The sequence below is a fragment of the Burkholderia plantarii genome (assembly GCF_001411805.1).
Taxonomy (GTDB): Bacteria; Pseudomonadota; Gammaproteobacteria; order Burkholderiales; family Burkholderiaceae; genus Burkholderia; species Burkholderia plantarii.
The window spans coordinates 1,848,351-1,868,816 of record NZ_CP007212.1; the positions used below are offsets into that span (position 1 = coordinate 1,848,351).

At 67.0% G+C, this 20,466-nt stretch carries 20 protein-coding genes, 1 tRNA gene and 1 pseudogene; 11 read left to right on the forward strand and 11 right to left on the reverse strand.

The features are described 5' to 3' along the window. The first annotated feature begins 8 nt into the window (after positions 1 to 8). The 5 genes from bpln_RS07890 to yfcF all read left to right on the forward strand — a co-directional run bounded on the left by bpln_RS07890 (position 9) and on the right by yfcF (position 4,427). Entirely contained in the window at positions 9 to 944 is a 936-nt protein-coding gene (locus bpln_RS07890; protein WP_055138520.1) for a diiron oxygenase, read from the forward strand. 55 nt (positions 945 to 999) lie between these two features. Then, positions 1,000 to 1,845 (forward strand): N-acyl homoserine lactonase family protein, encoded by an 846-nt coding sequence (locus bpln_RS07895; protein ID WP_055138521.1) that lies wholly within the window; start codon positions 1,000 to 1,002, stop codon positions 1,843 to 1,845. A 1-nt stretch (position 1,846) separates the two neighbouring features. Beyond that, entirely contained in the window at positions 1,847 to 2,386 is a 540-nt protein-coding gene (locus tag bpln_RS07900) for a cupin domain-containing protein (protein WP_055138522.1), read from the forward strand. Continuing rightward, positions 2,383 to 3,639, forward strand: coding sequence for an MFS transporter (locus bpln_RS07905; protein ID WP_042624701.1), 1,257 nt, complete (start codon positions 2,383 to 2,385; stop codon positions 3,637 to 3,639). Before bpln_RS07900 ends, bpln_RS07905 begins: the two co-directional genes overlap by 4 nt. Before the next feature lie 152 nt (positions 3,640 to 3,791). Next, positions 3,792 to 4,427 carry a glutathione transferase gene (yfcF, locus tag bpln_RS07910; RefSeq protein ID WP_055138523.1) on the forward strand — a complete coding sequence of 212 codons (636 nt, stop codon included), beginning with the start codon at positions 3,792 to 3,794 and terminating at the stop codon, positions 4,425 to 4,427. A 35-nt stretch (positions 4,428 to 4,462) separates the two neighbouring features. On the opposite strand, the gene bpln_RS07915 is transcribed toward yfcF, so the two are convergent. Continuing rightward, entirely contained in the window at positions 4,463 to 4,843 is a 381-nt protein-coding gene (locus tag bpln_RS07915; RefSeq protein WP_055138524.1) for a hypothetical protein, read from the reverse strand. Between the two features lie 295 nt (positions 4,844 to 5,138). On the opposite strand from bpln_RS07915, the gene bpln_RS07920 reads away from it, so the two are divergent. Continuing rightward, positions 5,139 to 5,215, forward strand: a tRNA-Pro gene (locus bpln_RS07920). A 242-nt stretch (positions 5,216 to 5,457) separates the two neighbouring features. Then, positions 5,458 to 6,942: a tetratricopeptide repeat protein gene (locus tag bpln_RS07925; protein WP_055138525.1), complete on the forward strand. Its 1,485-nt coding sequence runs from the start codon at positions 5,458 to 5,460 to the stop codon at positions 6,940 to 6,942. A 67-nt stretch (positions 6,943 to 7,009) separates the two neighbouring features. Here the strand turns inward: bpln_RS07925 and bpln_RS07930 are convergent, their stop codons facing one another. From bpln_RS07930 to bpln_RS35190, 5 genes are all read right to left on the reverse strand, one after another. Continuing rightward, a complete protein-coding gene (locus tag bpln_RS07930; RefSeq protein ID WP_055138526.1) occupies positions 7,010 to 7,759 on the reverse strand; it encodes a hypothetical protein in 750 nt (249 codons plus the stop codon). Positions 7,760 to 7,845: 86 nt separating this feature from the next. Next, entirely contained in the window at positions 7,846 to 9,162 is a 1,317-nt protein-coding gene (locus bpln_RS07935) for a DUF8189 domain-containing protein (protein ID WP_055138527.1), read from the reverse strand. A gap of 7 nt (positions 9,163 to 9,169) precedes the next feature. Further along, positions 9,170 to 12,751: a hypothetical protein gene (locus tag bpln_RS07940; protein ID WP_055138528.1), complete on the reverse strand. Its 3,582-nt coding sequence runs from the start codon at positions 12,749 to 12,751 to the stop codon at positions 9,170 to 9,172. Between the two features lie 82 nt (positions 12,752 to 12,833). Continuing rightward, a complete protein-coding gene (locus bpln_RS07945) occupies positions 12,834 to 13,163 on the reverse strand; it encodes a hypothetical protein (RefSeq protein WP_055138529.1) in 330 nt (109 codons plus the stop codon). Positions 13,164 to 13,311: 148 nt separating this feature from the next. Beyond that, complete coding sequence (locus bpln_RS35190) at positions 13,312 to 13,518, reverse strand: hypothetical protein (protein ID WP_148653962.1); 207 nt, start codon at positions 13,516 to 13,518, stop codon at positions 13,312 to 13,314. A 243-nt stretch (positions 13,519 to 13,761) separates the two neighbouring features. Here bpln_RS35190 and bamC point away from each other — a divergent pair, with 243 nt between their 5' ends. Both bamC and bpln_RS07955 read left to right on the forward strand, forming a co-directional pair. After that, positions 13,762 to 14,970 (forward strand): outer membrane protein assembly factor BamC, encoded by a 1,209-nt coding sequence (bamC, locus tag bpln_RS07950; RefSeq protein ID WP_055138530.1) that lies wholly within the window; start codon positions 13,762 to 13,764, stop codon positions 14,968 to 14,970. Between the two features lie 498 nt (positions 14,971 to 15,468). Next, positions 15,469 to 15,759, forward strand: coding sequence for a putative quinol monooxygenase (locus tag bpln_RS07955; RefSeq protein WP_042624708.1), 291 nt, complete (start codon positions 15,469 to 15,471; stop codon positions 15,757 to 15,759). A 93-nt stretch (positions 15,760 to 15,852) separates the two neighbouring features. Here bpln_RS07955 and bpln_RS07960 read toward each other — a convergent pair whose 3' ends face one another. From bpln_RS07960 to bpln_RS07970, 3 genes are all read right to left on the reverse strand, one after another. After that, positions 15,853 to 16,110, reverse strand: a complete 258-nt coding sequence (locus bpln_RS07960; protein ID WP_015876007.1) for a hypothetical protein — start codon at positions 16,108 to 16,110, stop codon at positions 15,853 to 15,855. A gap of 154 nt (positions 16,111 to 16,264) precedes the next feature. Continuing rightward, on the reverse strand, positions 16,265 to 16,525 hold the full coding sequence (locus bpln_RS07965; RefSeq protein ID WP_042624709.1) for a hypothetical protein: 261 nt from the start codon (positions 16,523 to 16,525) through the stop codon (positions 16,265 to 16,267). Positions 16,526 to 16,780: 255 nt separating this feature from the next. Continuing rightward, the gene (locus bpln_RS07970) at positions 16,781 to 17,497 is read right to left on the reverse strand and encodes a YdcF family protein (RefSeq protein WP_055138531.1); all 717 of its coding nucleotides are present in this window, start codon (positions 17,495 to 17,497) and stop codon (positions 16,781 to 16,783) included. Positions 17,498 to 17,700: 203 nt separating this feature from the next. Between bpln_RS07970 and bpln_RS07975 the strand changes: the two genes are divergently transcribed. Then, complete coding sequence (locus bpln_RS07975) at positions 17,701 to 18,018, forward strand: hypothetical protein (protein ID WP_042624711.1); 318 nt, start codon at positions 17,701 to 17,703, stop codon at positions 18,016 to 18,018. Positions 18,019 to 18,185: 167 nt separating this feature from the next. On the opposite strand, the gene bpln_RS33765 is transcribed toward bpln_RS07975, so the two are convergent. Together bpln_RS33765 and bpln_RS07980 are read right to left on the reverse strand one after the other, a co-directional pair. Next, positions 18,186 to 18,446: a hypothetical protein gene (locus tag bpln_RS33765; protein ID WP_082465233.1), complete on the reverse strand. Its 261-nt coding sequence runs from the start codon at positions 18,444 to 18,446 to the stop codon at positions 18,186 to 18,188. A 131-nt stretch (positions 18,447 to 18,577) separates the two neighbouring features. Then, positions 18,578 to 19,052 (reverse strand): annotated as a pseudogene (locus tag bpln_RS07980) (transposase); the annotation flags it as partial. Positions 19,053 to 19,451: 399 nt separating this feature from the next. Between bpln_RS07980 and bpln_RS07985 the strand changes: the two are divergent. Continuing rightward, positions 19,452 to 20,354, forward strand: coding sequence for a LysR family transcriptional regulator (locus bpln_RS07985; protein ID WP_042624712.1), 903 nt, complete (start codon positions 19,452 to 19,454; stop codon positions 20,352 to 20,354). Positions 20,355 to 20,466 lie beyond the last annotated feature (112 nt).

A 20,466-nucleotide genomic window follows, 5' to 3' on the forward strand; every position in this document is an offset into this window, starting at 1 on the left:
AATCGCGAATGACCATCACCAACACGACGTTGCTCACGCAACTGAACAACGCCTGGCCGCGCCGCGCGACTGTCTGCGACATGGCGAAATTTCGCGTCGAGGGCGAGTTCGACCCGACGCGCGCCGACTATCCGGCCGCGCTGGTGCCGTTCTTCACGCACGATGCGATCCAGCGGCTCGACGATCCGCTGCGGCAGGCGATCCTGACCTGGGGCTGGATCGGCTACAACCGACGCACGGTGGCCGCCGAGGATCTGGTCGTGAATCCCGCGCTGAACTACCTGGCCAGCGAGATCCTGGCCGGCGACGACTGGGTGTTCACCGAGTCGGTGCGGCAGACGCTGATCGATGAGCACTATCACACGCTGATGCACCTGAACGCGATCCAGCGTACCCGCAGGCAGCGCGCGATCACGATCGACATGGAACTGCCGATGTCGGTCACCTACCGCGAGCTCGAGGCGCTGAAGGCGACGCTGGCCGAGCCGTGGCAGCGCCAGCTCGCCGCCGTGGTGTTCGCGACCGTGGCCGAGATCAGCGTCAACGCGTTCCTCGACATCCTCGCCGACGACGAGACGATCCAGCCGCAGAACCGCAGCGTCGCGCAACTCCACAACCGCGACGAGTATGCGCACAGCAAGACGCTCGGCGAGATCAGCAAGGTGGTGTTCCACCGCCTGAACGCGAAGCAGAAGGTGTTCTTCATCGAGACGCTGCCGGTCGCGCTGCGCGCGTTCGTGGCGCAGGACTTCTCGATGTGGGAGGCGATCCTGCGCCAGCTCGGCGTGCCCAACGGCGCCGGGATCGTGCGCGAGTGTCGCCAGCCCGGTGCCGGCAACACCCTGACGCGCGACTACAGCGGGCTGCACCGGCTCGCCGACGAGCTCGGCATCCTCGGGCAGCTCGATTTCGAGTTCGCCGGCACCACGCGGATCGCGCATTGAGCGCGGCCCGCCGGCCCCGACGTCCATCATGCAACCCGCTTCAGGAGTTCCTCACATGACCGCCCCGACGCCGCCGCTCTACGAGGTCTACGCGCTTCGTATCGGCAGTAACGCGCAACGCACCGCGCGCGAAAACTTCTTCTTCGACGCCTGCTGCGGGCCGCCCGACGCCTCGATGCCGCTCGACTATTTCTTCTGGGTGGTGCGCGACGCCAACCGGACCGTGATCGTCGACACGGCGTTTCCGATCTCGACCGGCGTGCGCCGCGAGCGGCAGATGATGCGCTCGGTCGGCGACGCGCTGGCCGGCCTCGACATCGATCCGGCCAGCGTGACCGACGTGATCATCACGCACCTGCACTGGGATCACGCCGGCAATCTCGACCTGTTCCCCAACGCGCGCGTCCACGTGCAGGGCGCCGAACTGCGCTTTTGCACCGGCACCGAGATGCGCCACCCGGCGCTGCGCAAGATCTACGATCGCGAGGACGTGTTGCAGGCCGTCGGCATTCTCTACGACGGCCGGCTCGTCGTGCATGAGGGCACCGCCGAGTTCGCGCCCGGCATCGAGATGTGCCTGGTGGGCGGCCACACGCCCGGCAGCCAGGTGGTGCGCGTCGCGACGCGGCGCGGCCACGTCGTGCTGGCCGCCGATGCCGCGCATCTGTGGGCCAACGTGCGCGGCCGGCTCGCGTTTCCGATCCTGCACGATCTCGCCAGGGTGCTCGACGCGTTCGAGACCATCGACGCGCTCGCCGATGGACCCGACCACGTGATTCCCGGCCACGATCCACTCGTCGCGAGCGTGTTCCCGCGCTTTCGCGACGATCCGCACATCTTCTGCCTGCACGAGGACCCGCTGCCGGGCAAGGCGGTGCGGGCCACGCGCAAGGAGTCCTGAGATGGCCGAGATCGTGACGCGAGGGGAACTGTTCGACTATCAGCGGTATCGCGAGCATTTCGCCGATGCCGAGCCGAGCGCGGTGGCGTGGTCGTGGGCCGCGATCGTGGCGCGGCTCGCCGATTCGGCGCATGGCGAGCGCGGCACCTTCACGCTGAGCGCCGACGGCACGGCCTCCGGCTGCGAGATCCTGCCCGGCATGGCCGTCAACGTGCAGGTGGTGCAGGCCGGCGCCTCCACGCGGCCGCACGCGCATGCATGGTGGCACCTGTTCGTCGTGCAGTCGGGCAGCGGCACCGCCTATCTCGGCGCCACCGGCGAAGCGGTGAAACTTGCCACGCGCGACTTGCTGCTGGTGCCTGCTTGGTGCGAGCATGCATTCCAGTGTGATAAAGCGGCGGCGCTCATTTTGTTCAGCATGAGCAACCTGCCGCAACAGACGCGGCTCGGCAACCTGATGGCCCGGGAACCGACCGATTCCGACGACGTGCCAGCGGTCTCGCCCGCTGGAGCAGTGACCTCGACAGGATCTCATCCATGAGCGCAACGAATCTTCCCTCCGGCAACCTGGCGCAAAGCCGCGGCGACCGATACCGATGGATCGTGCTGGGCGTCGCGGCCCTGGCCCAGACCACGGCCTCGATCACCGCGCAGGGCATCTACACCTTGATCCCGTCGCTGCAGACGGCGTTTCATCTGTCCGAGGGCGCCGGGGCGCTGTCGGTGTCCGCGCTCAACGGTGGGCAGGTCGTGACGATGCTGATGCTGGGCTGGCTGATCGATCGCTTTGGCGAACGCTACGTGGTCGCGTTCACGATGGTGACGATGGGGCTCTCCGCGCTGGTCGGGGCGGTGGTGTCGCCGAGCTATCTCGTGCTGCTGCTGTTCTTCGTGCTGGTGGGTACCTCGTATGCCTCGGTGCAGCCGGGCGGCACGCGCGCCATCGTGCGCTGGTTCCCGCCCAACGAACGCGGCATGGCCACCGGCGTGCGGCAGGCGGGGCTACCGCTCGGCACCGCGCTCGCCGCGATGGTGCTGCCGCTGCTGGCCGCCACCTACAGCTGGCGCGCCGCGCTGATGCTGCAGGGGGCGGTCGGCATCGCGGGCGGCATTTTGTTCGGACTGCTGCATCGCGACGAGCGCAACATCCCAGGCGCGCCGTCCGCCGCGCCGCCGAACCTGCTCAAGGCCGTGAGGCTGGTGGCCGGCTATTCGGCGCTGTGGCCCGTGATGCTGGCCGGGGCCGCGATGGTGACGTTCCAGTACACGTTCGCCACCCATGCGATCCCGTTCATCGCCGCGCGTTTCCATTACTCGGTGGTGGCCGCCGCGTTGCTGTTCTCGATTTCGCAGTGGCTCGGCATCGCGGGGCGCGTCGGCCTTGCGTGGATCAGCGACCGCTTCTGGCCCAACCGCCGGGTGCGCTCGCTCGGCGCCAGCATGGCGATCTGCATTGCCGCGACGATCGCGCTGCTGCTGTTGCCGGTGGGTACCTCGAACGCCGTGCTGACCGCGATCTTCTGCGTGCTCGGGCTGTTCGGCGTGGGCTGGTATCCGCTCTATCTGCTGCAGATCGCCGAGATGGCGCCGAAGACCGTGGTCGCCTCCACGATCAGCTTTTCGATGACGCTGAACATGGTCGCGATCAGCGTGGTGCCGCCGCTGTTCGGCGTGGTCGTCGATCACTCGAGTTACGGCGTGGCCTGGAGCGCGCTGTCGCTGTTGCTGGCAGCCGGGATCGTCGTGCTGTGGCGCGGCGCCTCGAGGGCCGAGCTGGCGCGCGCCAACGGTTGAGCCCATGCGGCATGGCCGGTGCGCATCGCCTCGGGCCTGCGCATGGCCGGGTGCTGCCTGGCGCTGCCGGACCAGGAGTCGATACGCTTCAAACATTCATTCATTCAAGATTTCGGCCGGCCCGTGCCGGCCAACACAGATCAGGAAACATCATGAGCCAGAAACCGATCACGCTGTATGTCGGCGCCGACTACGTCAGCGCCTTCGCGATGTCCGCCTTCGTCGTGCTGAAGGAGAAGGGTCTCGACTTCGAGATTCGCACCGTCGATCTGAAGAACAAGCAGCAACATGGCTCGGCCTATCGCGAGGTGTCGCTGACGCGCCGCGTGCCGACCCTGCAGCACGACAGCTTCACGCTGGCGGAGTCGTCGGCGATCGCCGAGTATCTCGACGAGGTCTATCCGGCGCCGCAATACGCGACCGTCCTGCCGGCGGCCCGCGAGACGCGGGCGCGCGCGCGGCAGCTGCAGGCCTGGATCCGCAGCGATTTCATGCCGCTCAAGAGCGAACGGCAGGCCGACCGGATCTATTTTCCCGAGCCGGTGAAGCCGTTGGGCGAGGCGGCGCAGCTGGCGTGCGAGAAGCTGCTGTCGGCGGCCGATCAACTGATCAGCGACGAGCGCTACGGCGTGTTCGGCGAGTGGTGCATCGCCGACACCGACTTCGCGCTGATGCTGAACCGGCTGGTGGCGTGCGGCGACCCGGTGCCGCCGAAGGTGCTGCGCTACGTCGAGCGGCAGTGGGCACGGCCGAGCGTGCAGCAGTGGGTCAACCAGAAGCGCGATTGACGAAGCAAGGCGGCGCGGTTCGGTGGTTCAGTGATTCAGTGCCCCTTGGGGGACACCGCGCCGGTGCGCGCCGGGTTCGTGTTGCCCGCGAACCAGGCGCGCAGTCGCGCCATCAGGCCCGGCTTGATCGGTGCCTCGAGGCGCAGCATGGTCGTGCCAGAGCGGATGCCGGACAGCGCGACGTGGCAGGGCCGCTCGATCTGATGCGTGTCGCCTTCGCGCAGCATCAGCCGGATCGTGGGCGTCGCGGTGCCGAGCCAGTCGAGCGTCGGATCGGGGAACGCCAGCTGCACGGCGCCTTCGGCAACCACCAGCCGCGTGCCGCGAGGCAGCGCCACGATCATCGACTGGCGATGGTGAAGCCGGACTTCCGAGGTGGCCGACTCCTGTCGTGTGCCGGGTGCATGCGTTTTCATGTTGACTCCTGGGTGACGGGCTCGATGACCCGTGCGACGCAGGTTATCGTTTGCCTCCCTGTGAAAACAGCAGCACAAAGCGTCAATTTTTTCCGATACAGGGCAGCGGGGCGATGCAGACAGGACGATCCGCTAGGAGCCGGCGGCGGGTGTTTTCGGCCGGCGCGCCGGCACGACGCATCACGGCTTGGGCCGGAATTCGCATCGACAGCAGCACCGGCGCCGAAGCCGTGCAAAAAATTGCGTCGAGACGGTTCTACCCGAACAAACTGTCTGATATACTCTCGATCTTTCTCGGGGCGTAGCGCAGCCTGGTAGCGTACCTGCATGGGGTGCAGGTGGTCGGAGGTTCAAATCCTCTCGCCCCGACCAGAATTAAGCCCGCACAATCAATCGGTTGTGCGGGCTTTTCGCTTTTTATCGTCCGGCCGGTGGCGGTTCACACATGCCACCCGTCCCGTCGTTTTCGATTCGCTCCGTTCTTGAGAGAATCACTGTCGGCACGGCAATGTGCGACGATGCATCGCAAGCCTCCGCGATGTCCCGGACGTGACCACCGCAGCCGATCCAGCCTTTGCCCCAAACACCCCATCCACCCACCGCGCGCCAATACCATGGACCTCCAATCCGGACCGCAGGCCACGCCGCCCGAAGCCGAACGCCGCTCCGGATCGGCCCGCTACGGAACCACCATGGGCGGCGGCCGCGAACCGGCTCCGGACTACGCATCAGCCGCCGCGCTCGAGCAGATCGCAACCGGACATCGCCTGTGCCTCGAAGGCCGCTACGCGGACGCCGAGGCATGCTTCCGGATTGCCGTCGAGAGCGAGCCCGATTGGCCGATGGCGCACAACAACCTCGGCTGGTCGTTGCAGGCGCAAGGCCGCAATGAAGACGCGCTGCTCAGCTATCAGAAGGCCGTGCAACTGGCTCCAGCGTTCGTGCTGGCCCGCGCGAATCTCGCCTACCTGCTCGCCAGTCTGTATTGGCACGTCGGCCGGTTCGAGGAGGCGAGGGCGATGTGGCGAGTGCTGGCCGCGCTCTATCCCTGCGATCCCGAGGTGCTGGACAACCTGGTCAGCGCCGCGTTGAGGGTCAACGATCTCACCGACGCCGGACATTGGGCGACCCGCCACGCCGCGGTCACCCGGGCCAGCCCATACCATCCGATGCCCGCCGCCGCGCCCGACCTGCCGATGCCGGAGCCGCGGCTGTCGAGAGGCAAGCTGCGTCACGATCTGGAGCAACTCCGCTATCTGCGCGACGAAGGGCAACTCGACGAATCGTTCGACGCCGTCATTGCCTGCTACGCGCAGACGCTCGAGCGCTTCAACGAAGGCGACGCGGCATTGAGGCAAGCGCTGTACGACGCGCCGGAAATGAAAAGCACCTACGGCCGCATCGTTCATTGCCATCCGGCGGCGCGTGTTCCCGGCGGCGCGTTGTCGGAGACGGCGATGCATTCGCAGGCGGAGCAGGCGTACTTGGCAAGCCGGCTTGGCATCGTGGTGATCGACGATTTCCTGTCTCCGCAGGCGCTGTCGGCGCTGCGCAGGTTCTGCCTGGAATCCACGGTCTGGCATGCCAACCGCTACGCCTATGACCGCCTGGGCGCGTTCTTCCGCGACGGCTTCAACTGCCCGCTGCTGCTGCAGATCGCGGAGGAGATCCGGCAGGCGTTTCCGAACCTCATCGGCGAGCATCATCCCTTGTTGCAGCTATGGGGATTCAAGTACCGGCACGATCAGCCCGCCACGCATCCGCACGCGGATTTCGCCGCCGTCAACGTGAACTTCTGGATCACGCCGGACGAGGCGAATCAGGACGAACAGTCCGGCGGCCTCGTGATCTACGACGTCGAGGCGCCGGTGGACTGGGATTTCGACGCCTATAACCGGCAGGGCGACCGGATTTCGGCATTCCTGCAGGAAGCCGGCGCGCAGCGGATCGTCATCCCTTACCGCTGCAACCGCGCGATCATCTTCAACTCGGATCTGTTTCACGCCACGGCGCCGCTGCGATTCCGGGCCGGTTACGCCGACAGGCGCATCAACGTCACGATGCTGTACGGCGAACGGAACCGCACGGCAGCGCCCTGAGCGTGCTCGCCGGGGCGAGTCCCGGCGAGCACGATGGAGAGCCTGGCGGCATGCTTCGGCGCGCGCCTCAGCTGGCCAGCGTGACAACCTCGACGCGCAGCGTTCCGATGTTGTCCTTCAGCCCCGCGCCGTAGCGTCCGTCCCAATCGTCGTTGATGCACAGCTGCAGCGCGCCGGCCTGGCCCGGCGACACCTGCGTGCGCTCGCCCACCAGGAACGGCGCGTGGTCGCCGATCCGGCCGACCAGCGCACCCTCGGGCTCGTGAGGCATGACATAGCCGGACTTCGCGGGCAGCCCGCGGTTGCCGTTCGGCCCGACCATGCCGGTGGCGGGATTGGCGGTCCACGAGCCCGCTGCCGCGATTTGCGTGAGCTGGCGGCCGGTCACGATCAGGCCGGTGTTCTGCCAGTACTGATCGGCATGGATCGTGACGGCGATCGGATAGAGGATGTTGACGGCGTCGGTTGCGGTGTTTTCGTCGAAGCCCGCGCCGGTCAGTGCGCCGAGCAGGGTCGCCGGCGGCGTGTCCTTGAACCCCTCGACGGCGAGGATGATACGTCCGACCTCGACGGCCGACAGATCCGGATAAAGGTCGTGAAGGATGATGGCCAGCTGGGCCGGCGTCAGCGGTTCGAAGACCACCGCCACGGCTTGCCCCATCGCCGCGCCGTTACGGACGATGGTCTCGTGAGGCACGCCGGAGGCGCCGTCGCGCGCGAGCCGCGACTGCACCGTCCGCGCTGCCTGAAGCGCGCTCAGGCCTTCCCGTTTCAACGGCTCCAGCTGGTCGATCAGTTCCCGTACGTCGTTGTTCATGATGAAGCCCCTTCGTTTTGACTATCAGGATGACGGCTCGCGGCGAACCATCGAAGCGGCGAGGGCGCTGAGGGCAGGCTCCGCGTTCAAGCCGGCGGCACGCTGGATTGCTCCCAGCCCGCCCAGTCGCCGCCCGGCGAGCCTTGCGCGATCCGCCACAGCCGGTCGTCGCCGTCGACGGCCCACAGCAGCACACAGCCGGTGTTCTGCAAGGCCGCCGCGATTTTCTTCATGGGGACCGGCTGGCCCTTGAACCCCGGGCCTTCCCAGTGGCTCCACGGTCCTCCCGCGGTCAGCTGGTAGAGCGTCCAGATCTGCCCGCTGGCGCCGAGTCCCCACACTTCCACGCCGCGCGTGCCGTGCTGCTCCGAGGCGGCGATCTCGACGAAGGGCTCGGGCTGGCCGGCCACGCCCGGGCCTTGCCAGCCCCCCCAGTCGCCGCCGGGCCGGTCCTGGCCGATGCTCCACAGCCGGCCGTTGCGATCAAGGCCGAAGAACATCACGTTGCCGTTGTTCTGCTGGGCGGCGGCCATCTTGAACATCGGCGCCGGCTGGCCCTTGAAGCCCGGGCCTTCCCATCGGCTCCACGGCCCGCCCGCGGTGAGCTGGTAAAGCGTCCAGACCTGGCCGTCGTCCCCGGCGGCCCACAGTTCGACGCCGCGGCTGCCGCCTTGCTGCGAGGCGGCCAACTGCCGGAACGCGTGCGGCTGGCCGCCGAGGTTCGGGCCGTGCCACGCGCCCCAGTCGCCGCCGGGGCTGCCCTGCGGGCACGCCCAGACGCTGCCGGCGTCGTCGAGCCCGGCGAACATCACGTCGCCGTTGTTCTGCAAGGCGGCGGCCAACTGGCGCAACGGCTTCGGTTGCCCCTTGAAGCCGGGGCCCTCCCAACTGCTCCAGTCTGCACCGGGGACACGCTGATACAAGGTCCATACCTGCCCCGTGGTGCCGGACGACCATACCTCGATGCCGCGATTGCCGGCCTGCATCGAGGTGGCGATCGCGTCGAAGCGCGTTTTGACGGGCGGCGCGGGATAGAGCACGTTGATCGCTTCGGTGACGCCGTTCGCGTCGAAGCCGGCACCGAGCAATGCGCTGCGCATCTCGTCGCGCGACGTGTGGGGAAAGACCTCCGGCGCGAGCAGCAGGCGGCCGACGTCGAGTGCGGAAAGATCGGGATAGCTGTGGTGCAGGATGATCGCGAGTTCGGCCGGCGTCAGCGCAACGAAGATTCGCACGAGCGCCTGCGCCAGCAACGCGACGCCTCGCAAGCCGGTGTCGTGAATGAGATTCGTGGCGAGGATCGACCGGACGGCCTCCTGCGGAGTCATGCCGCGCTCGCGCAGCGGCAGCAGGAGGCTGGCGAGTTGATGGACGTCGGGCGTGTTGGTCGGGTTGTCGTTCACGATGACCTCAGTGATAAGCGCTCGCGAGCGCGATGGACATGTCGAGCGGGGACAGCGAAGGAAAGGCGGCGATCAGCCCGGCTGCCGTGTCGTCGGCGACGTAGCCGGCCTGCGCCATGACACCGGCCATGTCCTTGGCGGTCAGGGTCGGGAACATCCTGAGCAGCGCCGGGCCGCAACTGGCGCCCGACGAGCCTCGGGCGCGCAGGTCGCGCGCGGTCTGCAGCGGATCCGGATAAGCCCGGGCCAGCGCCCGGGCCAGCGCCGATGGCGGGGTGTCGGGCCACGCGGCGAGCAGGGCCTGGCTGGTCTCGGCGGCCTCGTAGCCCGCATGGGCCATGACCCTCGCCATGCCGTCGAGCACGATCGACGGGAACGCCTGCAGCAGTTGCGGCCCACAGCTCGCGCCGTCGATTCCCTGCGCGTGGAGCGCCTCGGCCATCGCGACGGCATTCGCATAGACCGTGATCGTGAGGCTCACCGATGCCGACAGCAGCCCGGCCACCACGTTCGGCTGGTCCTCGGCTGGCAGCGCCTGCAGCGCCAGTTCGTAGACAAACGGCGTGCCAATCGGGCCGTCGAGCGTCAGCGACGCCACCAGCACATCGCCTCGCGTGCTCCAGGCCAGCAGCCGGATCTCCGGCTGCTGCCGCGCCGGCGTGATGCGCACCTGATAGCGGAACGCGCGCGGCACGGGGCGCCAGCTCAGCGTCGCGATGCGGCTCGCGCTGGTGGCGCGAAGGTCTTGTGGGGCGTCGAGCCGGGTCAGCACGAGGGCGGTGCTGGCCGGACTCGGTACCGTAGTGGCGCCGCCCCGGGCAACGACGGTGAAGCCGAAGTCGCCGCTCGGGGCAGCGGCGTCGAACGTCACGTCGCAATGCACGACTGGCGGCTGGGGCGGCGGGGTGGGCGCGGCGACGATGCGGTCGGGCTCCCAGCCGCCGCCCGCATGCGTGCTGCCGAGCACGTAGGATTCGGCGTTGTCGACCACGGGCCAGCTCAGGGTCATGCCGATTGCCGGCGGCGTGGCGTTGGCGTCGGCCAGCGGCACGGCGGTGGGCCTGGCCGGGGCCGGCAGGCGCTGGAACGGCACGTCGACCCAGGCGGTGGCGGATGCGCCCTTGGTGCCTTGCACCTGCGCCTTGTAGCCGCCTGAGGGCCACGCGGATTCGAAATCGAACGTGGTCTGGCGGGTCTCGATGGCGAGTCCCGGCTGATCGAGCAGCACCTTGGCGGCGCTGTCGAGCAATTGGGCGTGGTAGCCGCTGTTGCCCTGGCCGCCGCCCCAGGTGAACGTCACGACCCGATTGTCGACGCGCACGGCCGGATGGGTGGGCGCGCTTTGCGTCCCGGTGCCCGTGCCGGTTCCGGTACCCGTTCCAGTCCCAGTACCGGTACCCGTCCCAGTGCCCGTTCCCGTGCCGGTCCCGGTGCCCGTGCCGCCGAGGATCGCGGCGATGGCACCGACGGCCCCGGCGACGGCGGCGGCGGCACCGGCCGCGCCGGCGGCAGCCTCCGCCGCGGCGGCAGCCGCCGTGCCCGCGGTGGCGGCCACCGCGTCGGCGGCGGCGGCTTCGATCAGGCCCTGGCAGGCGAGCGTCGCGGCATAGGCCGCCGCCGCCTTGCCCGCCGTCAGCGCGATCAGCGTGGCGATCGCTTCGCTGTTCTTCAGCAGGCCCTGGACGAACGACTCGGCGGCGCCCGCCAGCGCCCTTTCGATATACGAACCGAGCTCCGACAGCTTGGCGGAATTGGGCAGCGGGATCTCGACCATGTCGGGGAACTGGATCGCCGCCGCCGTGAGCGAGGTGGTGGCGATCGTCAACCTGTAGGTGCCGCCGAGCTTCAGGAGCAGGCCGGCGTCCCCCGTGCCGAACGACACGTCGATCTTGAAGCTCGACTTGAGTAGCTGGTTGAAGGTGAAATCGACCAGTTGGCCGCAGCCCGAACTGCCCTGGCTCGACAGCTTCTGCAGCGTCTTGATGAAGTCGATCGCCTGCGTCAGGTAGTCGAACTGCGGCCAGTTGGTGACCTGGAAGCCGCCGTCCTTGCTGTAGCGCACGCCGAGCGTGGTGTTCTTCGGCAGGAACGGCGAGTAATCGGTCAGGGAGGTGAGCGAAGCATCGACCTGCAGGTTGCCGCGCGCATTCTTCTGGACCGCGACGCTGACCCCGACGCCGAACGAGGCCTGCATGAACCACAGGCTGCCGGCGAAGCCCATCGATTTGCGGCCGCCGACCGTCGAGATCATCAGCTTCGGCCCGCCCGTGGCGCTGCTGGCGTCAGGCGCGGCGATGGTCAGGATGTAGATGTCGACGGGATTGGCCAGCGCGATGGCGCCGGTGATGCCGTCATCGGCGATCTGAATCGTGCCGACCACCGTGATCGTGCCGACCACGGTCATGTCGAAAATGGCCTCGATGTTGAAGCCGGGCTGGTATGCGATGCTGCTCGTCGGGGGCGCGGTCGGCAATTGTCCGGCGCCGCCCGAGACGGGGCAGGCGAATCCCTCCAGGCTCAGCGGCGCGTTGCCGCCGGACCCGCTCTGGCCTTGCGCCGGCTTGCAGTAATAGAGCTGGCTGCCCGCCTTGAACGTGATGTCGATCAGCGACGTCGGCCACAGCTGGCCGCCCAGGCACTGGTTGAACACGTCGCCGATCGACAGGCTCTTGTCGACCTTGACGCTGGCCACGCGGGGGATGCCGTCCTGCAGGTAGAGATAGCCGGTCAACTGGGCCGAACCGACCGTCACCGTGCCCTGCACCTGGAAGTTCTTCTGCTTGTCGTTGTCACCGTATCTGGCGTAGACCCCGAACACCAGGTTCGAGAACGCGATGCCGCGCATCGCGCCGTCGAACAGCGAGGGCACCCTGAGGTCGACCTGCGCCGCCAGCAGGCAGGCCGTCACGGTTTTCTGCTCGCCGTCGACGATCAGGGCGCCCGAGAACGCGTAGTTGCGGTCGAACAGCGTGACCGTGATGGTCCCGCTCACGCTCAGGTGCGTGGCCGTGGTGAACCGGTAGCCGACCTGGATCTGCTCGAAACCGAACAGGTCGAACAGCTTGAAGTTCGGCAGGGTGGCGCTGTAGGTGGCCTGCTTGACGGCCGTACCGGCCGCGGTGCCGCTCGCCAGCACCGCCGACAGCGACAGCACGTCCCCGGAGCCGGCCGGCGTTTGATAGCCGATCTGCAGCAGGCTGCCGAACAGATTGAGGTTGCTGAGCCGGACCGTGAGCCAGAAGCCGCAGGTGTCCTTCATGACCGTGGTGGCGTCGGCCACGGTGTTCGGCACGGGCGTCCGGGGAAACAGGCTGGACAGCGTGGTCGTGCCTGAGGGCGCGTCCTTGCCGAAATAGCTGAAGGTGAAAAAGCCCGCGTCCTGCACCAGGATTTTCCCCGGCGGCAATTGCGTATTGAAAGCGTCGTTCAGGAGTTGTAAAACATCGAGGCCGCCGGCGGCGGGTGACGCCAGATCGACGTAAATCAGGCTGTATTGACGCGACAAATCCAGTTGGCACTGGCTCTGGCTATTGAATTTGCCGCCGAAAATTTCCGACCACGCAAACCGGGCCGAGATGCGGATGTCCATGGGCGAAACGTTCTCTCGCACTAAATATGCTGCCATGCGGCGAGGTGACGAACGTCACTTCGCCCCCGGACTCCAATACCGCTCAGCCGCTGAAAACGTGCTTGCTCGGGTCGTAGGTCCCTTCCGATACGACGACGTTGAGGTTCTGCACGATATCGTTATTGATGGCTTCCTTGATCACGTCCATCGGCGGCGAAACCGCGACGTACACCTGGTTGCTGCCGCCCACCGCCACTTCCAGCAGCGTCGTCGGCGTGGCGGGCGACTCACCTTCCTTCGGCGCGGCCGACGAAGTGACGTTGAACAGGAACGGCGCGGCGCCGGTCGGCGTGCTGGTCGGGATATTCAGGGAGGCGGTGTAGATTTTGCTGTCGATATTGAAGACGGCATTGACGGTAGCGCTGATTCCCATTTGACAACTCCATTCTGCGTTGGCTGGCGATTCCGGATGTGCCGGAGATAATCCTGGGCACCGGGCAGGTAAGGCGTCGCAACTATAGCGTTAAAGATTTTACAAAACAATCTCGATTCGACGCCAAACGTTTCACGATAGGTGGCTGTCATTTATTAAGCGGAAAAAACATTTGCGTGCCTCCCGGCACGGCCTGAAATACCGCGCACGAATGCCCGATTTTCAACAGGAGGCGAATCAGGAGTTTTCCGGATATCGATGGGGATAGTGAAAATCCGGCTAGCACGAAAATCCTGAATTTTTCAATCTTGATCAGGAAAATGGAAATCCCGGCGGCGGGAGCATGGCGATTCACGCATGTTCGGCCGTGGCCTGGCACGGCGGCGGCACCGGATGAACAGGCGTGCGTCCGTCGGGGCGCGCAAGGCGGGATGAAGGGTGGATGAGGTCAGGCGAGGGCGGGTGAATTTACCGCCGCGGAGCGTGCGTCGGCACGTTTGCATGCGCTCTTTTTGCACTTGGCGGTGCGAGCCCGGTAAAATGCAATGTTGATCCACGGAAAAGTACCCGTGGCCACTCGCGGAAGGATTCCCTGAACATGTCTGATCTTCGTCTTACCAAGCGGTTCGCGGTTGTGCTGGCAGTCGGTACGTTCGTGGCAGGGTGCAGCTCGCCGTCGCCCACGAAAATCGATTACAAGAGCGATTCCAAAACCAAGGAGGTATCGCTCGCGGTTCCGCCGAACATGATGGACGAGACGGCCGATCAGCGTTCGCTGCCGCCGCAGGGCGGTGAAACGTCGCTGTCGAGTCTGCAACAGACCCAGCAGGTCGCGCCGACCACCGATACGGTCGTGCCGCCGACGCAGGGCATGCATCTGCAGCGCGAAGGCACGGAGAGCTGGCTCGTCATCGACGGCCAGACGCCAGCCGAAGTCTGGCCGCAGGTGCGCCGCTTCTGGCAGGAGCAGGGCTTCCTGCTCGTCATCGATCAGCGCGACAAGGGCGTGATGGAGACCGACTGGAACGAAACGCATCCGTCGATCAACCAGGGCCTGATTCGCGGCGTGATCTCGAAGGCGATGGGCAATTCCTACGTGACGGCCGAGCGCAACAAGTACCGCACGCGTCTCGACACCGCGCCGAACGGCGGCACCTACGTGTTCATCAGCCAGAAGGGGATGCGCGAGGCGCTGACCGGGCCGAACAACGATTCGAGCAAGTGGGAAACGCGGCCGAACGATCCGGCGCTCGAAACCGAATACCTGAAGCGCCTGATGGTCGTGCTCGGTCAGAACGATTCGCGCAAGGTTGCCGGTGGCGCCGCAGCGACCGACGCGGCATCGGTGCCGGCCGCGCCGGCAGCGACGCCGGCCGGTGGCAACGCGGCCGCCGCCGCGATCGCGGCGCAGAACGCCGCCAACGCGGGCTCGCAAGGCCCGCGCCGGTCCAGCGAAGCGGGCGACGTGCCGCCCGAAGTCACGCTCGGCGAGCCGTATGACCGCTCGTGGCTGCGCGTGGGGCTCGCGCTCGATCGCGCGAACTTCACGGTCGACGATCGCGATCGCTCGAAGGGGCTCTACTACGTCCGCTACGTCGATCCGAAGGATCTGAGCTCGGCCGAGCAGGGTTTCTGGAGCCAGCTGTTCCACGGCAAGAAGGAAAAGACCGCGAAGCAGTATCTCGTCAACGTGAAGGCGCTGACGCAGGACCAGACGCGCGTCGCCGTGGTCGACGCGAGCGGCAACATCGACGGGTCCGGTCCGGCTCGCCAGATCATGGGGCTGCTCGTCGACCAGCTGCGCTAATCTTCCGGCTTTCCCCGCAGTCGCCAAGCCCGCCGTCCGGCGGGCTTTTTCATTTGTGTCACGGAAATGAATGCGCGTTACGTAACGTTACCCGGGTAACGCGCGGGCCGCGCGGGCGTGTGCTGCCGGGTGCATGATTGTTAACTCAAATAAATCAAAGACTTACCGGAGAATTTTTCGCTGGCACGGAAGCTGCTGATAGGGATACCGAACGATGTTGCCCGGCGCGGCGCGCGTGACGCCACAGGCCTGTCACCGCCGATGCCGACGCTACCGGTCACCGCTTTGCGCGGCGCGGACGATTCCGCGCCCGACCCGCCTGATGGCCCGTGCCGCGCATGGGCCTCGATGGCCCCGTCGCCTATCCTCGTAGGGCGACGGTTTTGCCCGCGCTTCGAAGGAAGCGCGGGCAATTTTTTTGTGGATCGCCAGGCTCGCGGCCAGCTTGGCCGGATTCGTGTACGCTGCCCGTTTCCGAATCAGGTCAGGAGCCGAAACATGTCAGAAGTCGCCGTCGTCGCCACGATCATCGCCAAGCCGGGCATGGAGGACAAGCTGTTCGAGCAGCTCGGGACGATCATCGGGCCGACCCGGGTCGAGCAGGGGGCGCTGCAATACGACCTGCACCGTGATCGTGACGATCTGCGGCGTTTCGTGTTCTTCGAGCGTTGGGAGAGTGACGCGGCGCTGGTCGCGCACGGGCAGGCGGCCCATATGCGCGCCTACAAGCAGAATGCCGCCGAGTGGATCGAAAGCGCGGAAGTCCGCGTGATGCATCGGGTGGCCTGAGGCGGCATGAAGTGGTGGCATGGGCGCGGCGTCTGCCGGAAAGCCGCGTCCGTGCGACGGGCAGCATCCGGGCTGCCCGCGCTGCCTTCGCCGTCAGTGCGCGGCGTTCGGCACGTCGAGGATCAGGATGATGGTCCAGTCGGCGTCGCCGTCATGGTGATACTGCCGCTCCACCACGATGAACGGCTGCTGCTTGCCTTGCGGGCCGAGGAACAGCACGTCGCCTTCCATCGGCAGGCACTCGATCGGGGGCAGGGCAAGAAACGCATCGTCGGAGCCGCGCGGCATCAATTGCTTGATCTTGCGCGTCGCCTCTTCGGTCCATTCGATGTCCAGCTGGATATTGCTCATTCTGTCCTCCGCACCACGGTGCGCACGGTTGGAAAAGTCGGGTGCGCGACTTTAGCACAGCGCGCGGTATCTGCCGAACCATGAAAAAAGCCGAACCCGGCGGCACCGGATTCGGCCTGCGACGGTCACGCGGACCGCTGACTGCGGATGGCGCTTACTGGCTGGCGGCTTCCGGAGCCGCCGCCTTCTTCGCCTTGTGCGTCTTCTTCATCGTGTGATGGTGATGATGGGCCGGCTGTTGCATTTCGGCGGATTGCTGGGCCTCCCGCTGCTGCTGCAGAGCTTGAGCCCGTTGCTCGATTTCCGCAATCTTGGCCGGATCGGTGATCGTCGTGATCGTCGTGCTTTCTTGCGCATAAGCCGCGCCGGTCAGAGCCGACATCGAAACCAGAATAGCCAGGGACATTTTCTTCATTGCTCTACCTCCGCTAAGTGGTGATGGACCCGAGTTTGCCGAAGAGTCCGGCACAGCAACCGAGTGAGCCGAGTGTAGCAAAAGTGACGGATCGATGCACTTCCGGCTCGGGGCGCGGCGCCGGCGTCTTGCCCGCGCGACAGCGGCGGTGCCGACATCGCGGCGCCATCTGCGTGTGCGTGCGGCTGCGCGGCACGGCCCCGGATTGCCCGCGGGACGCCCCGCAGGCGCGTCGCGGCGGCGCGCCGCGTCGTCTCAGAACCAGCCCAGCCGGCGATATGCGTAGAATTGAACGATTCCGGCGATTTCGTGCAGGGCGCGCGACGCCACGACGACGTTCGTCCAGCGCGGCCACCAGCCGCGGATCGCCCGATGCCGGTTCGCGAATACCGGCTGGGGCGTCACGCCGAATCTCGCGAAATCGAGCAGCGCGCGCCGCATCTGATACGAAGACGTCACGAGAATCGTCTCATCGTAATGTTCGGCGAGTAGGATGGGTGCCGTGTACTTCGCATTTTCGTAGGTGGTGCGGCTGCGCCGTTCGAGGACCAGATCGCGCACGGGCACGCCGCGCGCGAGCAGCAGCGGGGCATACAGATCGGCTTCGGTCGTGCCGTGCCGGTGCGGATCGCCGCCCGTCACGATCACGGTGCAGCGTGCCAGGGTTCGTTCGCAGACCGAATGGAGTTCGGCCGCGCGGGCGATGCGGGCCAGCCCGTCGTCGGGCGGCACGAGCAGGCCGTCGCGGCGCTCGATTCCGGCGCCGAGCACGACGATCGCGGTGTGCCCCGCGAAGATCGGCGGCTCGGCGGGCGTCACGCCGGACTCGGCGAGCGCGACGAGCGGAGCGGTCAGCCAGCCGGTGGCGAGCCCCGCCAGCAGCGCGAAGCCGAGCATGAGGAGGGCGGTGCGGCGGGTACGCCAGATGGCGGCGGCTGCGAAGAGCAGCACAAATGAATCGAACAGAATCAATTTGAATGGGGTAAGTTAACTTTTTGCTCGGTTGTGTCCGATCCGGACCGAATCGCTGCGAAATGTAGCGTAACGGGGACGGATGAGAAAGGCGCAGGGGGAGGATAGGTAATGCCCACCTGTCGTTGCATGACGGTGCCGGCGGGCGGAGACCCGGTCGGCGAGACCGCCTGCAGATCGCTGTACTTTGAGAAAGAGTCCAGATGGCCACGTATTCCAACGAAGCAGTGCTCGATGCCCTCCGGCGGGTGCAGTACCGGCAGGTCCCTTGGGCGCGGCGCCCGAACGTCTTCGAATACCTTCGCAACCTCGGACTGATGGACACGGTGCGCCAAAAGACGGTGGCACCGGCCCCGGGCTTTCATGCCCCGGTCGATATCGCGGTGCTGACCGAATCGGGGCGCGCCGAGTTCGCGCGGCTCGAACGTGCCGAACGCCTGCCCACCTGGATCGACCGCCGCATCGACGACTACGCGCTCAGCGAAGCCGGTGCCGTGTCGATCCTCGAGAGCCGTCTCTAGCGCGGAGCGTGCGGGCAAAAAAAGCGCCCGTATCGGGAGATACGGGCGATACCGGGTACATTTCGCTGTTGCCAGGACGGTTCACATGGCTCTGATGTGACTGCCGACGTGGTGCGCAGTTCCCGGCCTCGATGAATTTCGCGACCGGTTGCGACGGGGGCGGCGGCTCATTGGCGCGGCGCAAAGCCCGGCGGCCGCGCCGGTAGCGGCGCGTTGCGTCCACGGGCATTGCTCGCGATATCGCCGCGCAGGTCACCGCGGGGGACGATGTTCGGCGGGGCGGCGGGCGGTGCCGACGGTGCATGAGCGTGCCCTGCCTGCCCGCGATGAGCGGATGGCGGCCCGACGCGCCGGTCCGCCTGCGCAGGCTGGGCGAGCGCCAATGCAAGCATCAGGCTCGTCGCCGCGAGCAGCGTGTTGCTTTGCATGGTTCGGGCTCCCTGAGGCCGTCGATGCGGCCCGTTCATCTATCCGAACGATAGGGGCGGGAGCGCGAGCACGCTGTAAGCAATGGTTAGGAGATGTTTCGCGGTCGCGGCCGGATCAAGGCGAGCCGCGAATCGCGCACCGGCGCGCGGCATCTCGCCGGCCCGGGGCGGTTGCGGGCGCAGGCGTCACCCGCAACCGGCCTGACATCACGCCATCTTGACAGGCGCGCGCCAGGATTCCGGATTGGTCCAGAACGCGCCGCGCAGGCGGTCGCGGCTCGGCGGCGCGGGCGGCTTCACCGCGCTGGCGCCGATCCGGCCGCGCAGCGAGATCTGGCGGCCGCTCGTGCCGAGGCGCTTGACGACTTCGGCGAGCGTACCGTCGGCCTGCCATTCGTCGAAGCGCCGGCGGCACGTCGGCGGCGACGGATAGCGGCCCGGAAGTTTCGACCAGCCTTCGCCCGTCGACAATACCCACAGAACGGCGTTCACGACCGAACGTGCTTCCACGCGGGGACGACCACGGCGCTCACTGCGAGCCGGTTCCGCGCAGAACAGTCCTTCGACCAGCGCCCATTCGTTATCCTTCAAATCGTCGAACAGCATCATGTCCTCACCTCAGCGAAGCTAACTCCGGTGCGCTGCCCCGCGCCGCGCACTCTTCAAGCACCCGATCCGCACCGGGTGCCGGGTGGGGGTACCGGTTCGCTCCGTTTGTCCGGAGGTTACCGCGACCCTGTACGCGACTTAATGCATGAAGCGTGCCACGTTGACGGCAATCCCCGTGAAAGCCGCTTCGCACCGGGCCGACGGCCAAGTCAGCTAGGGGCGTATAAGACGCCAAAATGCCCCTGCGGCAAATCGGGACAATCACCAATCTTGTGCAATCGAGCCCGTGCGGCGTGCGTGGGGGCACTTGCTGCACCGCACCGATTCATCGCGAACGGGATGGGGACACAAGCCCTACAATCGCGCATCGAAGCGTGAGATTGATGAGGGCATCCAATGAATATCACCCTGCGCCAGCTGAGGGTGTTCATCGAGGTCGCGCGCCTGCGCAGCTTCAGCCGGGCCGGTGACGAGATCGGGCTCACGCAGTCCGCGGTCAGCCGCTGCGTGCGCGAACTCGAGGGCGAGATCGGCCTGAAGCTGATCGATCGCACCACGCGCGACGTGCAACTGACCGATGCGGGATCGAATCTGGTCGCGAGCGTCTCGCGGCTGCTCGGCGACCTGGACGACGCGCTGCGCGAGATTCGCGAGATCGGGGAGCAGCGGCGCGGGCGCGTGCTGGTCGCCGCCAGCCCGACCGTCGCCTGCCGGCTGATGCCGCGCGTGGTCGCGGCGGCCGAGCGGCAGTTTCCGTTCGTCACGCTCGGGCTGCGCGACGACGTGCAGAGCGACGTGCTGCGCAAGGTCAAGTCGGGCGAGGTCGATTTCGGCGTCGTGATCGGGCCGCTCGTGGCCACCGACCTGGTCTGCGAGCCGCTCATGACCGACTCGTTCTGCCTGATCGCGCGCGCCGATCATGCGCTCGCCGCGCTCGACAGCGTGTCGTGGAGTGCGCTCGACGGCGAGCGCCTCGTGCTGCTCGACTACGCGTCGGGCAGCCGGCCGCTGATCGACGCGGCCCTGGCGCTGCATCGGGTCGGTGCTGCGGTCGTACAGGAACTCGGCCATTCGGCGACCGTGTTCGGGCTGGTCGAGGCCGGCGTGGGCGTCAGCGTGCTGCCGTGGCTGTCGTTGCCGCTGCCGGCCGGCTCGTCGCTGGTGGCGCGGCCGCTGATGCCGCGCGCGGAACGCACGGTCGAGCTGATCCGGCGCCGCGACCGCTCGCTGTCGCCGGCGGCCGAGGCGATCTGGGGGCTCGTGCATGGCATGCCGGCGCGCGCCGAGGATCTCGACTGACGCCGCCCGCCCGCGCGCGCAGGATCGGCGGCGCCCGGATTGTTTCCCGGCTCCGCGTGGCCGCCGGGGCCGCTACACTGGCGGGGATCGATCAACCAGGAGAGAGGTTTGA

What these genes read in the sequence shown, in the direction of transcription:
- bpln_RS07890 (WP_055138520.1), top strand. Translation starts at nt 9, where the DNA reads ATGACCATCACCAACACGACGTTGCTCACGCAACTGAACAACGCCTGG.
- bpln_RS07895 (WP_055138521.1), top strand. Translation starts at nt 1,000, where the DNA reads ATGACCGCCCCGACGCCGCCGCTCTACGAGGTCTACGCGCTTCGTATC.
- bpln_RS07900 (WP_055138522.1), top strand. Translation starts at nt 1,847, where the DNA reads ATGGCCGAGATCGTGACGCGAGGGGAACTGTTCGACTATCAGCGGTAT.
- bpln_RS07905 (WP_042624701.1), top strand. Translation starts at nt 2,383, where the DNA reads ATGAGCGCAACGAATCTTCCCTCCGGCAACCTGGCGCAAAGCCGCGGC.
- yfcF (WP_055138523.1), top strand. Translation starts at nt 3,792, where the DNA reads ATGAGCCAGAAACCGATCACGCTGTATGTCGGCGCCGACTACGTCAGC.
- bpln_RS07915 (WP_055138524.1), bottom strand. Translation starts at nt 4,843, where the DNA reads ATGAAAACGCATGCACCCGGCACACGACAGGAGTCGGCCACCTCGGAA.
- bpln_RS07925 (WP_055138525.1), top strand. Translation starts at nt 5,458, where the DNA reads ATGGACCTCCAATCCGGACCGCAGGCCACGCCGCCCGAAGCCGAACGC.
- bpln_RS07930 (WP_055138526.1), bottom strand. Translation starts at nt 7,759, where the DNA reads ATGAACAACGACGTACGGGAACTGATCGACCAGCTGGAGCCGTTGAAA.
- bpln_RS07940 (WP_055138528.1), bottom strand. Translation starts at nt 12,751, where the DNA reads ATGGACATCCGCATCTCGGCCCGGTTTGCGTGGTCGGAAATTTTCGGC.
- bpln_RS07945 (WP_055138529.1), bottom strand. Translation starts at nt 13,163, where the DNA reads ATGGGAATCAGCGCTACCGTCAATGCCGTCTTCAATATCGACAGCAAA.
- bamC (WP_055138530.1), top strand. Translation starts at nt 13,762, where the DNA reads ATGTCTGATCTTCGTCTTACCAAGCGGTTCGCGGTTGTGCTGGCAGTC.
- bpln_RS07955 (WP_042624708.1), top strand. Translation starts at nt 15,469, where the DNA reads ATGTCAGAAGTCGCCGTCGTCGCCACGATCATCGCCAAGCCGGGCATG.
- bpln_RS07960 (WP_015876007.1), bottom strand. Translation starts at nt 16,110, where the DNA reads ATGAGCAATATCCAGCTGGACATCGAATGGACCGAAGAGGCGACGCGC.
- bpln_RS07965 (WP_042624709.1), bottom strand. Translation starts at nt 16,525, where the DNA reads ATGAAGAAAATGTCCCTGGCTATTCTGGTTTCGATGTCGGCTCTGACC.
- bpln_RS07975 (WP_042624711.1), top strand. Translation starts at nt 17,701, where the DNA reads ATGGCCACGTATTCCAACGAAGCAGTGCTCGATGCCCTCCGGCGGGTG.
- bpln_RS33765 (WP_082465233.1), bottom strand. Translation starts at nt 18,446, where the DNA reads ATGCAAAGCAACACGCTGCTCGCGGCGACGAGCCTGATGCTTGCATTG.
- bpln_RS07985 (WP_042624712.1), top strand. Translation starts at nt 19,452, where the DNA reads ATGAATATCACCCTGCGCCAGCTGAGGGTGTTCATCGAGGTCGCGCGC.